Below are 16,438 nucleotides of genomic sequence, written 5' to 3' on the forward strand. Positions count from 1 at the left end.
AATACCAATAACTATGGAACTTATATTAAAACAAGACGTTGATAATTTAGGATTTAAAGACGATATTGTATCTGTTAAGAACGGTTATGGTAGAAACTTTTTAATTCCTAATGGACATGCTGTAATGGCAACGTCATCTGCTAAGAAAGTATTAGCAGAAACATTGAAGCAAAGAGCTTATAAAGAGAAGACAATAATAGAAGCAGCCCAAAAAACTGCAGATGCCATCAAAGAATTAGAAATTAAGATTTCTTCTAAAGTTGGAACTGGAGATAAATTATTTGGATCTGTAAATAATATTGACTTAGCTAGCGAATTACAAAAAGCTGGACATGATATTGATAAGAAATTTATCACTATTGCTGGTGGATCTGTAAAACGTTTAGGTAAATACGATTCTGTTGTAAGATTACACAGAGCAGTATCAGTTGATTTACAATTTGAAGTTATAGCACAAGCTTAATTCTCAAATACATCATATTTAAAGCCTCAACTTTTTAGTTGAGGCTTTTTTATAAAATTTAATGACTTCTTATTTAAAAATATAGATTTCTGATGAACCCGTTTACGGTAACCATTTGTCCATTTGAAAATAATAACACCAAATGAAATATTCAAGACTTACAAAAGAGCAGTTTGAAGAATTACACCAAGAATTCATCAACTTTTTAGCAACTCAAACCATCACAGCAGAGGAGTGGAAGGATCTAAAAGCTAATAAACCTGAAGTTGCAGAACAAGAATTAGACGTATTTAGTGATTTAATATGGCAAGGTGTGTTGTCTAAAGTGAATTATTTAGAACATATCTCTCCACAACAAATGCATTTATTTCATTGTGCAGAAAAGCAGATGCGATTAATAGCGCTTAAAATTAAAAATACAGAGATAGATATTACTACTAAAGAAGGTTATGCTTGGTTTCAAAGCAATTTAATGTCTGATGATGTTGAAATGTTTACAGCTGTAAAAGAATATTCTGATGATAAAGGAAAAGATAAATTTAAATTGATCCAGGAAGGTGCTAATATCACTAAAGGCGATTTGTACAATTATTTTGAGAACTTAGTAGGAAAATAAAATTTAAGACGATGAACAAAATACGTATAATTGGATTTGTATTATTTATAGCAGGAGTTATTTTGATGTTAACTCTTGAAAACGACATGACCGATTTTATTTCTGGCCTTTTAATAGGAGCAGGAATTGGTTTGTTAGTAACTGGACGACTAAAAAGCTCTTCTAAATAGGTTAAAGCTCTTCTGTTGTTAGAGATTTAGAGTCTAAGTGACTATTTCTAAGTTATTGGAACATACAAGTCTGCAATACATTTTTTCTCAGGATGTGTGTTGAAATCATTATGGTAGATTTCAAAAGGTGGTTCATTTCGCATTTTGTAACCATTCGTGTTCATCCACATGAAAAGCTCAGTCCAAACACGCTCAAACTCTCCCATATTAATTTCGTGATGCGCAATAATATGTTTCCCTTTGTTGATCGTTACTAAAGATAGATCTCCATCAGGTTTCAAAGGTTCATCAATTAATAAACAAGCTTGCATTCTTACTTTATCTGGTGCAGTAATTTTAAAACTATCATAATAAATGGTTGCCATTTTAAAGTCTGGCTTGCGAAGTAAACCTTTTGGACCAGCCCATTCTAAAACATTCTGAAATGTAGATGATAAATTTTGCACACCAATACAAGATGTGCCAACAGTATGAATTTCGTCTATAAGTTTAACTTCAATATGTGATTGCATGTGTCTTGTATTTTGATTGCTGTCACAAACATACGCTTCAAAATGGGTTGATGCTTGTCCAATCTTGCTTTTCGTTTGACGAATCTTGCTATATGTTCCTTTGCTTTTTCTTCGGAAATCACTCGGACTCAAACCATAAAAGTTCTTAAAAGCTCTTGTAAATGATGAGTTACTTGTAAATCCAAACTGCAATGATAATTCTGAAATAGTAACGTCTTTCTTCCGAAGTAAAACAGCAGATGCTTTTTCTACACGTTTTCTAACAATGTATTGATTGAGTGTTTCATTAGTGAACGCTCTAAAAATACGATGGAAATGAAATGGCGAATAGTGCGCAATTTTTGAAACGTCATCTAACGATAAATCACTTTCTAAATGTTGTTCAATATAGTTTAAGGCTTTGTTTATACTTTGGATGTGATGTTTGGAGAGTTTCTGAATTTTACTCATGTCTCAAAGACTCCACAGGATCCAGTTTCGCAGCTTTAATAGCAGGATAAGAACCAGAAACAACAGCAACAATAAATGTAATAATACTGGCAGCAATCATAGCGCTCCAAGGGATCACAAAATTAAAATCTACAATAGCTGCAAATCCGTAACCTAAAAGAATCCCTAGAATAATACCAAGAATACCTCCAAACTGTCCAATAATAATGGTTTCAATAAAAAACTGAAACGCAATTGTTCCACTTTTAGCACCTAAGGCTTTACGTACACCAATTTCTCGTGTGCGTTCAGAAACCGAAACCAGCATCATATTAAATAACGCAATGGTAGAACCAAAAATGGTGATAATACTTATAAACCATGCAGCAGTTGATAGGTAACCTGTAATAGAACCAATTCTATTAATGAGGTCATCACTACTCTCAATACCAAAGTTGTTTTCTTCAATAGGATTCAAACCTCTAATATTTCTAAACAAAACGATGGCTTCATCTTGAGCACCTTCAAGCATGTCTTTTTTGTCTGTTTTTACACTCAAACTATAATTTATGTTTGCATTTGTATAAATCGTTCTTGCCTTTTGAAGTGGCATTAAGACTCTTAAATCTTGATTGTTACCAAACGTAGAACCTTTTTCTTTAAGCACACCAATCACTTTAAATTTTGCGCCTCTAATACTAATGGTTTGGTTTATTGGGTTCACATCTGCTAATAATGCTTTTTGTAAATCACTACCAATCACGCAAACACTATTGTTGTTTTTTACATCAAAATAATTTAATGCACGACCAGAAGCAACTTCCAATCCAGAATTTGGGATAAAATTCTCATTAACACCAAAAACCTGAACTTCAGGATCTGTTTTCTCATTTTCATATTTCACTTCTGCAGTTCGTGTACCTTGAAATGAAAGTGATGTGCTGGTAAACGGAAAATTATAATCTTCCTCAAAAGTTTTTACTTGTCTGTAGTTGATAACAGGATTTATCTTTTGATCATCATTAGAACGTCGTTGCGACGTAAAATCATAACGTTGTATATTAAAAGTATTTGCTCCCATTGAGGAAAAATCACTGGAAATCGTATTCTCTAGCGCAGAAACAGCACTTAAAATACCTACTAATGCAGTAATTCCTATAGCAATAATTAAAATGGTAAGTATGGTACGAAGCAATTGACTTCTAATAGAATCAAAGGCAATACGGATATTTTCTCTAACTAATGAAAACATAAAGATCTTTAATGTTGGTTGCGTTTTATAATAAGACTACAAAACAACTATAAAGTTACCATAAAATTCAATTATCTTCTGCTTGCCTATAAAAATTATAATATTTTTGTGAAGAATTAAGATTAACAATATGTCTATTTTATTTTCTTCGGAAATTTTATAAGACAGACTAAATAGAGATTCTCACTTTAGTGAGAAATGAATATGGCACAAAAACCAAGCATCCCAAAAGGAACAAGAGATTTTAATCCGCAAGAAGTCGCAAAGCGAAACTATATTTTTAATACAATAAGGTCGAAGTTTGAGATTTTCGGATTTCAACCTATAGAAACACCTAGTTTTGAAAACTCAGACACCTTGATGGGTAAATATGGAGAAGAAGGTGATCGCTTGATTTTTAAGATTTTGAATAGTGGAGATTATTTTAAAGATTTAAGAAAGAATGATGTAAAAACAGCTGTTCGTGTATCTAATTTTTTCGGAGTTTATGATAAAATTTTACGCTCAATAAATGAAGATATGAATTTCGAAGAAGTTCTTATTGAATCTATAAATGCTTATTTTGAAAAAGAGGATGAAGCTTTTAAAGACATACTAAAAAAGACTTTTACATTATTTGAAAAGGACTTTTTTAATTATGAAGAACTAAATTCTGTAGGAAAGGAAAGTGTTAAACAAGATGCATTCTTGGCTTTTTATAATGAATATTTAGAAACGTATTCCTTAAACTCGAATAAAATAACTTCTAGTATTTCAGAGAAAGCCTTGCGTTACGACTTAACAGTACCATTCGCAAGATACGTTGTACAACACCAAAACGAAATTGACTTTCCATTTAAACGTTATCAAATTCAACCCGTTTGGAGAGCAGATCGTCCACAAAAAGGTCGTTTTAGAGAATTTTTTCAATGTGATGCAGATGTTGTTGGGAGTGATTCTTTATGGCAAGAAGTAGAATTTATACAATTGTATGATGCAGTTTTTTCGGCTTTAAAACTAGATGGTGTTACCATAAAAATCAATAACCGTAAAATTCTTTCTGGTATTGCTGAAGTTATTGGAGCTCAAGATAAACTCATTGATTTTACGGTGGCTTTAGATAAGTTGGATAAAATAGGAGAGGAGAAGGTAAAAGACGAAATGCGTAGTAAAGGAATTTCCGAAGAGGGTATTGCAAAGCTTCAACCGTTGTTTACTTTAAAGGGTGATTTTGGAAATCAAATAGAAGAATTAAAAACGATTCTTAATACTTCCGAAGAAGGAAAAAAAGGAATTGAAGAATTAGAATTTATAAATAAAGGGATTGCAACTTTAGGTTTAAAAACTGCAACATTGCAATTGGATGTAACGCTTGCTCGCGGACTCAATTATTACACAGGTGCAATTTTTGAAGTTGCTGCTCCAGAAGGTGTAAAAATGGGATCTATTGGTGGAGGAGGTCGTTATGATGATTTGACTGGAATTTTCGGACTCAAAGACATGAGTGGAGTTGGGATTAGTTTTGGTCTTGACCGAATTGCATTGGTGCTTGAAGATTTAGGATTGTTTCCTGAAACGATCACCAATACGGTAAAAGTACTCTTCATTAATTTTGGAGAAGCCGAAGCTATGGCAAGCATGAAAGCGATTAAAGCTTTGAGAGAAGCTGGAGTAAGTGCAGAGTTGTTTCCTGATAATAAAAAAACAATCAAGCAGTTTAATTATGCAAATAAGCGTAACATTCCGTATGTGATTTTATTGGGTGAAACTGAAATGGCGAATCATACATTCACATTAAAGAATATGAATACTGGAGATCAGCAAGAGCTTTCTTTAGAACAGCTAATTGCTGAAGTGAAATAAAATTTCCGAAGAAAAAATAAAAACATTTAAAATTAAAAAGCCTCTTTCCAATTAAGGATTGAGGCTTTTTTTAGTTAAGATTTTGTTAGATTTGGGAATCTATTTTACTTGACTAGAACTTTCTTAGATAGCAAACCGCTTAAAGTATTTATCTTAAGAATGTAAGTTCCAGCGCTAAGGTTCTTAACTAAGTATTCAGAATAGTCTAATTCTGAAATGTCATTGATTTTTGTGATTTCTTGTCCGATGATGCTATACAACTCAATAGACTTCACATCAACAAAATTAGGGTTATATAAGGCAATGCTTTGGGTATTTAAATTATAGAAAACATCAATTGTATTTAGCTTTGTTTCATCAACGTTTAGTGCATTTATATAACTAAATGTTAACTCAAACCTATCTAAATAGGTGCCAGCTTGCAAGGTGAATTGAAAATCTCCTGCTCTAAGATTATGGTAGGTGTTATTTTCTAAATCATGAACAAAAACTCCAATGGTGTTTGGTACATTTTCTAATTCATCTATTCTGATCGTGTTAAGTCCGCTGCTATTAGATTTGATTCCTAAAGGATACACACTATCGGGATTTACTTCGTTACTTCCTTGAATTGTGTATTTCTCATCATCAATCATCCAAAACAAGTCATCCATTTGGTTATCGTAGATTTCTGCATCGTAAGCCCAATCAAAACCCGTAGTGGTTGCTTCGTCAATTGTTAGTAGTAATTGTCTGTGAATGACATTAGAAGAGTTGAATCCAATTCTAAATTTCATACGTTCATCTATAGCTTCATTATCATCATTAGCACTTGTTGAAGCGTCGTTAGTTCTTACAAATACAGAGCTGTCTGCACCTGTAGTTTTCTCCATTTTAAATTCTCGTTGACCATTATTAAAATTAATAGCACCTGAAGATTCACCTATAACAAAGAAACCTTGACTCACCGGAATGTATTTACCTGGAACTCTTGATGGAGCTCCACCTGTACCTATATTTGGGTCAGTTGATCCATGAGAAGGAGCAGCAACACCACCAGAAAAGTTGTAAGTAGCATAGCCACCTTGGTAATTTGATGCATTATGACTTCCGCCTCCCCAATGTTCCCAGTAATATAGAGTTCCGCTAATTAAAGGGCTTCCGTTAGTCGTTTCATTGTTTGGTCCATTATCTCTAATAAATGTATTTGCATTAATTGCAGAAGGGTATGGGTTACCAACCAGATAATCATGTCCAGCATTAAGTGTTAAGTTGATATCTCCATTATTTGGTTTTCCTAAGAATACATAATTTTGTTGATCTATAATTGTACCAGATCCAGGACCTTTCATCGTAAACCCTTCACCTGTAAAAATAGAACCGTTTTTTCTCACATGTTGCCATGCAGAGAAATCATAGTCGGGATGATTAGCAAATTTCCAAATCCAATAATCTGCAATGCTTATTGTTGAGCCATCTGCTCCATCATAGCCTGAGCTAATAAAGTTGACTGGGTTTTCGCCATCATACATCACATCTGTAACCGAGTATGAATTATTATTTGTTGTAAGATTCATTTTACCAACAGGTGAGGACCAATAATTGTAGGTATAGTTATCTGCACTGCCTTGTTGATCTTTTTCAAGCGAACCAGATGAAGATGGATCTAAATCACTACCTGTATTTTGTATAAGTTGCGATTGTCCTTCAAGGTCAATTTTACCATCAAGTTTTAAGTAATGAGATACTGTTAAGCTATTTCCTGCAGCAGTATCTGTATGGTTTCCATCTACAGTTAATTGGGCATCATCTCCAATATATAATCCTAGAACCTGTCTATTTCTACCTAAAACGGTTTCTGTATCAATGGTAACGTCATGATTAATTTTAACGATATTCCAATTGATTGGTGTTGTACCATCAACAATAGATAACGCATTTGGTAAGGTTTGTATCGTATGATTTTTCCATGTTGTTTCTTCTGTCCAATCACCATTTGTTTCAGTCTCATAAGGTAAAGGTGCAGTTTGATTATCTACAGTATCTAAGAATTTTAATTCACCTTGATGATCATTACCAGATGCATCTTCAGTATTTAAATAGGTGTATGTTGTCATTGGGTAATATCCAGCTAATAATTCCCAAGGAATTGCAGCAACATCATTTTTAGTAATAGTTGTTGGTAATTTTTTACCAGCTACAAATGAGATGTTTTCTTCAATTTCCTGATTCATTAAAAAACGTAACTGATGAGGCGTAAGCGCTGTTTCCCAAATCCTTACTTCATCTATATGTCCTTTAAAATGATTTTGAGGCGTGATATTACCTGCAGCAGCAATAAAAAATGATTCACTATTGTTTGTAGGAGGTGTTCTGTTGCCTGAAGCATCTTCAACTCCATCAATATATAATTTTACAGTTGTACCATCATAGATAGCAGCAACATGATGCCACTCGTTATCTGGAATTTCTGTGTTACCTGTTATAGTTTGTGTGTTACCGTTTTTCCAAGAGAGCTCTAAACGATTGTTGTTTAATATTTTAAAATCATAGCCTTGAGAGTAAGATTCATCTCTTTTAGAAATAATAGAACAGTTCGTGTTTTCTCTTTTTGTCCATGCTGAAATTGTAAAACCGGAAGCATTTAGATTTAAAGCATCTTCCATATCTATATAACTTTCTAGGCCATTAAAATAAATGGAACGTTCAAAGTTTTCTTCGTTAGCAAAAGCAAATGTGATGTACTCAGTTCCGTCAAAATCATAATCTGTTTGTAGATTACCGTTTTCATCAAGAGACATAGCTCTATAATTTGAAGTAGCATCAAATTTATCGGTTTTAGAAATAAACATGTAGTAATTTCCAAGAGGTGATGCATTTCTAATGGTGCTTTGAGGTATACTCACTTTTACTTTAGGTATATTACCACCAGTTTCTTTTACTTTCCAAACACGTTGCATGGCTGTAAAAGACACATTTGTTGTTAGAGAAGGAGAGATGCCAGCACTCAAATTTACATTAACTGTTGAAGACGTTAAGTTAATATCAGTGTTATTATGTCCCCAAACTAGAAATGCTCTATCATTAAAATTTGATGTATTACTCGATTGCTTTAATGTCGTGTTATCAAGAGTGTTTGTTAATTCTATAGATAAAAACCCGCTAATTGGTCCAATAGCATCAGTTACTATCTTTTGATTTTTAGATTGCTTTTGGTTAATTAGTAAAGCATCATCTCTACCAATACCATTGATATTATGATTGTAGTCGGAGTCTGAATTAGAGTCCCAAATAATTGTTCCTTGAGAATCTTTATAATCAAAAGTGTCATCTAAAATATTAGATATAGAAGTATCAAATATGGTATTAGTAATGGTCTCAACATTTTCTTGTGAAAATATAAGATGATTGACTACCAAGAGTAGTACAAATAAGTAGGTGATTTTTCTCATTAATTTGGGGTGTAATGATTTTATCAAATAGTTTGGGGTTGTAAATATATAAATTAATTTCAAAAAACACTATAAAGAGTAAATAAATTCCGATGAAATGCATTTTTTTTGAAATTTCATAATATATTTGTAGGAATTTATTTACTAAAAATAAATTATATTACTATTTTGTGATTGATATAAGAGATTTTAAAATTTCGAAGGGTGCATGTTTTGGTTGTTGATTAATTGAAAAACCGTAATCAACTTAAGCTATAAAGATTCAAGACAAAATTGATTATTTAAATCTGGGATTATTTATTTGAGGTAGATTAATGTTTAGGTAGAATTACAGCAGCTACAAATTTTGTTTGCAACAATATAATGGTTATTCAGTAATGAAGTGTATTAGGGGAAAATCATCAGCCAAATCACTCAAAGTTATCAAAGTTTTAGCTCATGGTTAAGGGGATGCTAAGTCTTTGATTTTAAGATTAATTTTAGCATTATGGCAACCTCCAATTGAGGACTATTTACGTATCTTTAATATCAATAAAAAATATGTGCTATGAAATCATTACATGAAATAAAAAACAGACTACAGCAATTTAGATTTGAGCAGTCGCAAAAGATCCAAAAGAATCATAATACGCAATCGAGAACGTTAATTTCTAAATCATTTTCTAAAGATGAAGATTTGTTTTTGTTTATATAAATGAGAACGTTTTAAGCTTTTAGAAAGATTACGAATGTCGTTGAGTGTTTAATTCTAATTTATTTTGAAAATGCATATTCCTTTTTTTTATTTAGAAGATTAAATAACAACTAGTTTCCCATGAATTAGATTGTATAATGATGAACATTAATGAACTAGTTGATCATTTTAGCATCATATGAAAGAACCGAGATGAACAAGGTATTACTTACAAAGGAATGTTAGAGTTAACTCTAGACGAGAACAACAGAATACACGCTAGTTAGCTTATAAATAATAATCAAGAGCAATTTGGCACAGATTTTTTAAAGATAATACCTTGGTGATAAGCTTTAATTATAAATGCGATAATACTCAAACTTACAAGGGTGTTGTTTTATACAAATGCATTACCAAAGATGTGTTGGGTGGCATTTGATCAGATAAATATGGAAATCTGCTGTAACTTGTTGAAGAACGCTGTTATAGAATAGGTTCGGGAAAAAGTGCAATGGTGAATTAAGGTTAGTTCAAAAATAAAAATTGCCACTTCAGTAAATAGTAATCCAATAGATTTTTAAAAAAAATATAAATGCCTTTATAAAAAGACTTTTAAACGGTCAAGTATTTTAAATAAATTTGATAATTAATCCTCATTGAAAGCCTTATTTAGGTTCAAATTACATATTTAAACGAAATAAGGTAAATTTTTGTAAGAAAATAAAGCAAATGATTAATTTAATATTGTAATATTTTTATTACAATATTAAGCTTCACATCATTTTTTATTCAGGCTTGTAGAAACTTAAATTCATCTAAACAATTTTTAAGTTTTTTTTAGTTCTCAAGTTGAATTTGTTCCTGGTTTTTATAGATTTTAAGAGATATTGCTATCTAAATAATTAGAAATTTATGTTCAATATTACAGTCTATTCAAGACTAGTTTCATGATGCAATCTTAACATGTGTTGCTGAATTTTCTTACAAATACAGCTGTTTTAACCCAGATAAAGTGACTGTCATTTATCGGTTTTATAAATTAAATCACTGATAGTTAATAATTAATGCGTTACTTGCAGTACCCAAATCTTAACAATATGAAAATTATTTATCCTACTTTGTTAGCGATGGTTTTTGGAATAACTACCAATGCCCAAGATCTAACAAAAACGATGCACGTTAGTGCAGGTACATCAGTGTATGTATCATCAGCGACCACTGTTTCTGCTGATCAAATCAATTTAAAATCAACGTCTGATAGCTTTTCCACATTATTTCTTGATGAGGATTTGGATCCTTCGCTCGTCGTTAATTACGATCGTTACGTAGATGTCATCGGTTCTTCTGGTCAAAATGGAGGTAACGATTTGATTTCTATGCCTATAAAAGAAGCTGGGATTGTTACTGTTAGTAACTTTTTAAGTTACACAGATGGTACAGACGCTAATTCTGTGGTCATTCCAAATGCACCTTCATTGCCAACGCTTTATGCTTTTGGACCTTACAGCAATACGACTCAAAATTATATCAATTATAATACAGCCAATGATGCTGATGTAGAACTTAAAAGAGGTGTTGGTTACAGAGCTGCAAGTTATACGGGACAAACTGTACGATTTACAGGTAAGGTATCTAGAGTAACAGAAACTGTAGATATTTCCACTAATACTAATTCATGGAATGCAGTAGGAAATCCTTATCCAACATATATTAATTCTCTTCAGTTTTTATCTCAAAACTCAGCTGTATTAGATCCAAATGCAACCGCAATTTACGGTTACAACAGTGGAACTAATGTAGTTGAAGGTGCTGGTTCTTTTGGAAATTTTACAGTTATTAACAACTTAACCAATAGCAGTGTAAATATTGCTCCTGGTCAAGGGTTTATCGTAGCAAACAATCCTAGTAATGCTACTGGTCAAATAAGTTTTACATCTGCCATGAGAACTATTGTAGGTACAGACGATTTTATTTTAGGTAGAGAATCCAGCCAAAATGAAATGTTACGATTAAAAGTTGAAAATAATTCAAAAGCGTATGCTACAGAAATTTATTTCAATGAAAATTCTACTCTAGGTTTAGATCCAGGATATGATGCAGCACTTTTTGATGGTGTCAGTAGCAATTTGGTTTTGTACTCTCAATTAGTAGATAATAATCTTGGACGTAATATGTCAATACAAAGTCTTGGTTTTATTAGCTTAAATGATATCGTTATCCCTTTAGGTTTAAAAGCTAATCAAGGACAGCAAGTTACATTTAGTATTGAAACAACAACATTGTCAGATGAGTATGATGTGTATTTAGAAGATAATCTTACAAACACATTTACGTTATTAAATACAAGTGATTATAGTTTTACACCCAATACTTCTATTGACGGTGCAGGACGTTTTTATCTTAGAATTGGATCACAAACACTCTCTATTAATGAATTAAATAAAGAAAACCTGCAAATCATCGCCAGTGAGCAAACGGTTTATATTAAAGGTTTACTTTTAGCAGATTCAAAGGTGTCAATTTATGACATTCAAGGACGTTTAATATCAACAACATCACTAAAACAAGGCTCAAATTCTAATACAATTGAAACAAATAACTTAAGTAGCGGAATCTACGTTGTGAAATTAAAAAATGAAGAGCAAGAGCGAACTACAAAAGTGATTCTTCAATAAAAAATCAATCAATTTTAAAATTGTATACTAATCACCATACAATTTGATTTTAGACTAAATTTTGTTCTAAACAATAAATTAAAGCCTTCGGTATCATACATCGAAGGCTTTTTATTTTTAATGAGTCTTCACAAATCTTTTATTTAGAGTTTTAATACTGTAATTACAAAAAGGAGCTTAAACATTAATTTTCTCTTGTAATTTTTCTTTCTACGGAAATATAAAACATTCTAAACTGTACAAGCTTCATTGCGCTCATAGCTAATAAAAAAAAAGCTAAAGTTTCAGTAGTTAAAATTTCCGAAGTATCATTTCTACAGAAATAAACACAACAATATTAAACGAATGTCTTAACTGAGGCTGAATTCAAAACTGTTAAAAACCATCAAATTGAAATTTTGCGAGTTTTATTTTATAACTTTAATTTTCAATCAAAACTCAAAAATTTATGAAAAAAATTACACTCGCAATTGCATTATTCTCTTTTGGTGTGCAAGCCCAGGATTTTCCACTTCCGTATTGTGAAATCGCAAATCCTGGAGACGTTACTGTAGAAGAAATTACCACTGTTAATTTTGCAGGAACAAATATTTTAAATGCAGATACAGCTGCTGTTTTAGTTGATGAAACTGCTACAGTTGTCGCTGTAACACAAGATGAAATCTATACGCTTGAAGTATCTGGAAACACAAAAGACATGAATGGAAATGCTTTTGACAATGATATTGTGGCATTTATAGATTGGAACCAGAACGACATTTTAGATGATACTGGCGAAATCTATGCTATAGGAACCATTACAGGATCTACAGGAAGCGATGGTATCTCAGTAACTCTAAATATTACTGTACCTCTAGACGCTGTTTTGGGTACAACACGAATTAGACTTACCAAAACATATCAAGATCCAGACTCTCCCGCAGTTGTGAACCCTTGTGCTATTGAGTTTAATCCTTTCGGTTATGGACCTTTTGCAGGTTATGGCCAAGCTTTAGACTTTACTTTAGAAGTAGAAGCTGTGCCAGTTTTTCCACTTCCGTATTGTGAAATCGCTAATCCTTTAGACGTTACTGTTGAAGAAATTACAACTGTTGATTTTGCTGGAACCAGTATTTCAAATACAGATGTAACATCTGTTTTAATAGATGAAACAGCAACTGTTGTAGCAGTAGCTCAAGATGAAACATATACGCTTGAAGTATCTGGAAACACAAAAGATATGAATGGAAATGCTTTTGACAATGATATTGTGGCATTTATAGATTGGAACCAAAACGACATTTTAGATGATACTGGCGAAATCTATGCTATAGGAACCATTACAGGATCTACAGGAAGCGATGGTATTTCTGTAACTCTAGATATTACTGTGCCTCTTGACGCTGTTTTGGGAACAACACGAATTAGACTTACCAAAACATATCAAGATCCAGACTCTCCAGCAGTTGTGAACCCATGTGCTATTGAGTTTAATCCTTTCGGTTATGGACCGTTTGCAGGCTATGGCCAAGCTCTAGACTTTACTTTAGAGGTGGGAGCAGCTTTAAGTGTAAATTCATTTGAGGTTAATGCCTTATCGGTATATCCAATACCAACAAAAGATGTTTTAAATGTTGAGTACAAATTAATATTAAGTGCAGTGAAAGTATATAATCTTATAGGGCAAGAAGTATATGCAAAAAACACCTCTTCATCTACTTTACAATTAGACTTATCAAGGCTTACTGCTGGAGCTTATATTGTAAAATTGATTACTGAAGAAGGAGAACATAATTTTAGAATTCTAAAACAATAAAAAAAGACTAAGATTAGTATTTGAAAAAGAGCAATGACAAGTCGTTGCTCTTTTTTTATTTTATTAAAGGTTTTTTAACGCTATAAAAGAACTTGACTAAATTAGATAAGAGGTGTTTTGATAATTAATAAAATCTGTTATTAATCTGAAATCGTTATAAACAGGAATGACAATTTTTCACTACATTTAAACTATAATTTAAAAGCAAAATCTTAAAAGGAAATATTATGGCAAAATCACAAGATTCAAAGAAAAACGTAAAAAAAGAGGCAACTTTATCTCCAAAAGAAAAGAAAGCTGCAAAACTGGCTAAAAAAGCAAGTCGTAAATAATAGCTCACCTATATTAAAACCACTTCATTTGAAGTGGTTTTTTGTATTAAAGAATTACCTTTATATGTAATTAAACAAGATATGAAAATATGGATATTAAATTAGCAGTGCTTATTGATGGCGATAACATACCGTCTGCTTATGTAAAAGAAATGATGGAGGAGATTGCTAAATATGGCAACCCAACTATAAAGCGTATTTATGGTGATTGGACTAAACCAAATTTGAACAAATGGAAAAATTTATTGTTGGAAAATGCTATTACACCTATTCAGCAATATGGTTATACTACTGGTAAAAATGCTACAGACTCGGCTATGATTATTGATGCTATGGATATTTTGTATTCTGAAAAAGTAGATGGTTTCTGTTTAGTGTCTAGTGATAGTGATTTTACTCGTTTGGCAACTCGTTTACGTGAAGCAGGAATGAAAGTGTATGGTATTGGCGAAAAGAAAACACCAAATCCATTTATTGTGGCTTGTGATAAATTTATTTATATAGAGATTCTTAAAAATCTAACAGAAGAAGAACCAACGTCAACAACTTCAGCAAAATCATCTGCGTCTAAAAATAATTATGATAATATAACACAAAAGGAGATTCGATTTATAGCATCTACAATAGATGATGTTGCAGATGATGATGGTTGGGCATTTTTGGGAGATGTTGGAAGCTTACTCCAAAAGAAGCAACCTAATTTTGATTCTAGAAATTATGGTTTTCAGAAATTAACACCTTTAATTAATTCTATTCCTGTTTTTGAAATTGAAAGACGTGAAGACGCAAGAGGTCGCATGAAACTTATTTATGTAAAGCTGAAGGAGGATAAGTCTAAAGCTAAAAAGAAGTGAGTTGAGGTAGTTATATTGTTACTTCTAAGTACAAGCAATCTTAAAAAAAAGTACAATTAAATAGATGATTTTAATGTATAAAAAAAGACCTATACATACTGTACAAGGTTTTCCTGTTTATATGGTTAAAATTAAAGTTATACTTAACATTATTATTACAAACATATTAAAAAGTAAGTTCTAACCTTATTATTAGTAATCCAAGCCCATACCAAGCTACATCTTTATATAATTAAATTGCTACAAAAAATAAAGAGGTGCATTGTTTGATAATTGAAAATGATAAGAATACAGTAAAAACCATAAAGACAGTTGGTAATGATTTTTCTGAAATTTCTTTTGATGAAATAAAAGAAGATCAAGAAATAGCTTTGAACGTAATTTTAAAAAGCAAACCTGAAATAGTATTTATAAATTTAGATTCTGCTAATATTAATTTTTTGGAATTTCTATTTGACATGATTCAATGTATAGAAGACAAGCCTTATTTTATTACACTTTCCGCTTCAAAAGAAAAAGCTTTTGATTCCTATAAATATGATTTTTCAGACTTTTTATTAAAACCATTGAGTGAGCTCTCCATAAGAAAGAGTATTTTGAAATATCAAAAGAAACATTCACAGAAACCAGTTGAAACTATTTGCTTAAAGTCTTATAAAGATTATCAATACTTAAATGTAGATGATATTCTTTATTTAAGGGCAGATAATAATACTACAGATTTCTACATGGCAGATGGAAGGATAATTGGAGCTTATAAAACATTAAAAGTATTTGAGAATTCATTACCTCAAACGTTCTTAAGAATTCATAAAAGCTATATAGTAAATGTCAATCGAATTTCTAGAATTCACTACGGAAAGTCAATATGTTTGATAAATAACGAGTATAAAATACCATTTACTAAAACATTTATTAAAAATATTGATATTATAAATGCCAATTTATCGAAGGATGCTTTGATTACCTTAAATTAATGTTTCTATGGAAAAGTAGTATTTCCCTCTCAGACGAATGGGTTTCACTAAAATCAAAATTTTTAAATCTGTTACATCTAAACGTCTCCTTACATTTGCTAATGAATATTCAAGCGTTCTAAAATACAACGCAAACTATTGTGCACAATTTTAATTTACTGGTCCGTGATTTACGGATTACAAACCTATTATTTAAACTTAAAATTTTGTATTATGAAAACCTTGAAATTTATTTTTTGCTTATTATTTGTATCAATACTTGTTAGCTCTTGTACAAACTTAGAATTGGATGAAGATTTAGAAACAATAGCTGCAGAGGATGTTCAAGCTACAGGAGGTGATGATGAAAATGTTAATGACGGTAGTAAAGATTAAGAATTCTTGAAATAAATAAAATAAGCCTTTAATAAAATTATT

General features: G+C 31.5%; 13 protein-coding genes. 10 read left to right on the plus strand and 3 right to left on the minus strand.

From position 1 onward, the window contains the following. Positions 1-13 precede the first annotated feature (13 nt). From rplI to IM744_RS07585, 3 genes are all read left to right on the plus strand, one after another. Positions 14-463 carry a 50S ribosomal protein L9 gene (gene rplI / locus IM744_RS07575; RefSeq protein WP_194507524.1) on the plus strand — a complete coding sequence of 150 codons (450 nt, stop codon included), beginning with the start codon at positions 14-16 and terminating at the stop codon, positions 461-463. 142 nt (positions 464-605) lie between these two features. Beyond that, positions 606-1,079, plus strand: coding sequence for a DUF6495 family protein (locus IM744_RS07580; RefSeq protein WP_194507525.1), 474 nt, complete (start codon positions 606-608; stop codon positions 1,077-1,079). Between the two features lie 11 nt (positions 1,080-1,090). Continuing rightward, positions 1,091-1,249 (plus strand): hypothetical protein, encoded by a 159-nt coding sequence (locus tag IM744_RS07585; protein WP_194507526.1) that lies wholly within the window; start codon positions 1,091-1,093, stop codon positions 1,247-1,249. A gap of 47 nt (positions 1,250-1,296) precedes the next feature. On the opposite strand, the gene IM744_RS07590 is transcribed toward IM744_RS07585, so the two are convergent. Together IM744_RS07590 and IM744_RS07595 are read right to left on the minus strand one after the other, a co-directional pair. After that, the gene (locus IM744_RS07590) at positions 1,297-2,211 is read right to left on the minus strand and encodes an AraC family transcriptional regulator (protein ID WP_194507527.1); all 915 of its coding nucleotides are present in this window, start codon (positions 2,209-2,211) and stop codon (positions 1,297-1,299) included. Then, positions 2,204-3,442 (minus strand): ABC transporter permease, encoded by a 1,239-nt coding sequence (locus IM744_RS07595; protein WP_194507528.1) that lies wholly within the window; start codon positions 3,440-3,442, stop codon positions 2,204-2,206. The genes IM744_RS07590 and IM744_RS07595 overlap by 8 nt, the downstream gene beginning before the upstream one ends. Before the next feature lie 204 nt (positions 3,443-3,646). Between IM744_RS07595 and hisS the strand changes: the two genes are divergently transcribed. After that, complete coding sequence (gene hisS / locus IM744_RS07600) at positions 3,647-5,284, plus strand: histidine--tRNA ligase (RefSeq protein WP_194507529.1); 1,638 nt, start codon at positions 3,647-3,649, stop codon at positions 5,282-5,284. Positions 5,285-5,388: 104 nt separating this feature from the next. Here the strand turns inward: hisS and IM744_RS07605 are convergent, their stop codons facing one another. Beyond that, complete coding sequence (locus IM744_RS07605; RefSeq protein ID WP_194507530.1) at positions 5,389-8,715, minus strand: LamG-like jellyroll fold domain-containing protein; 3,327 nt, start codon at positions 8,713-8,715, stop codon at positions 5,389-5,391. Between the two features lie 547 nt (positions 8,716-9,262). Between IM744_RS07605 and IM744_RS07610 the strand changes: the two genes are divergently transcribed. From IM744_RS07610 to IM744_RS07635, 6 genes are all read left to right on the plus strand, one after another. Beyond that, on the plus strand, positions 9,263-9,409 hold the full coding sequence (locus tag IM744_RS07610; RefSeq protein WP_194507531.1) for a hypothetical protein: 147 nt from the start codon (positions 9,263-9,265) through the stop codon (positions 9,407-9,409). 1,076 nt (positions 9,410-10,485) lie between these two features. Then, positions 10,486-12,063 (plus strand): T9SS type A sorting domain-containing protein, encoded by a 1,578-nt coding sequence (locus IM744_RS07615; RefSeq protein WP_194507532.1) that lies wholly within the window; start codon positions 10,486-10,488, stop codon positions 12,061-12,063. Positions 12,064-12,511: 448 nt separating this feature from the next. Beyond that, on the plus strand, positions 12,512-13,858 hold the full coding sequence (locus IM744_RS07620; protein WP_194507533.1) for a T9SS type A sorting domain-containing protein: 1,347 nt from the start codon (positions 12,512-12,514) through the stop codon (positions 13,856-13,858). A 421-nt stretch (positions 13,859-14,279) separates the two neighbouring features. Next, on the plus strand, positions 14,280-15,044 hold the full coding sequence (locus tag IM744_RS07625) for an NYN domain-containing protein (RefSeq protein WP_194507534.1): 765 nt from the start codon (positions 14,280-14,282) through the stop codon (positions 15,042-15,044). Between the two features lie 257 nt (positions 15,045-15,301). Beyond that, positions 15,302-16,021, plus strand: coding sequence for a LytR/AlgR family response regulator transcription factor (locus IM744_RS07630; RefSeq protein WP_194507535.1), 720 nt, complete (start codon positions 15,302-15,304; stop codon positions 16,019-16,021). Positions 16,022-16,234: 213 nt separating this feature from the next. Continuing rightward, positions 16,235-16,396 carry a hypothetical protein gene (locus IM744_RS07635; RefSeq protein WP_194507536.1) on the plus strand — a complete coding sequence of 54 codons (162 nt, stop codon included), beginning with the start codon at positions 16,235-16,237 and terminating at the stop codon, positions 16,394-16,396. Positions 16,397-16,438 lie beyond the last annotated feature (42 nt).

Origin of the sequence: Psychroserpens luteus, assembly GCF_015319355.1 — a bacterium.
In the GTDB taxonomy this organism is placed as follows: Bacteria; Bacteroidota; Bacteroidia; order Flavobacteriales; family Flavobacteriaceae; genus Psychroserpens; species Psychroserpens luteus.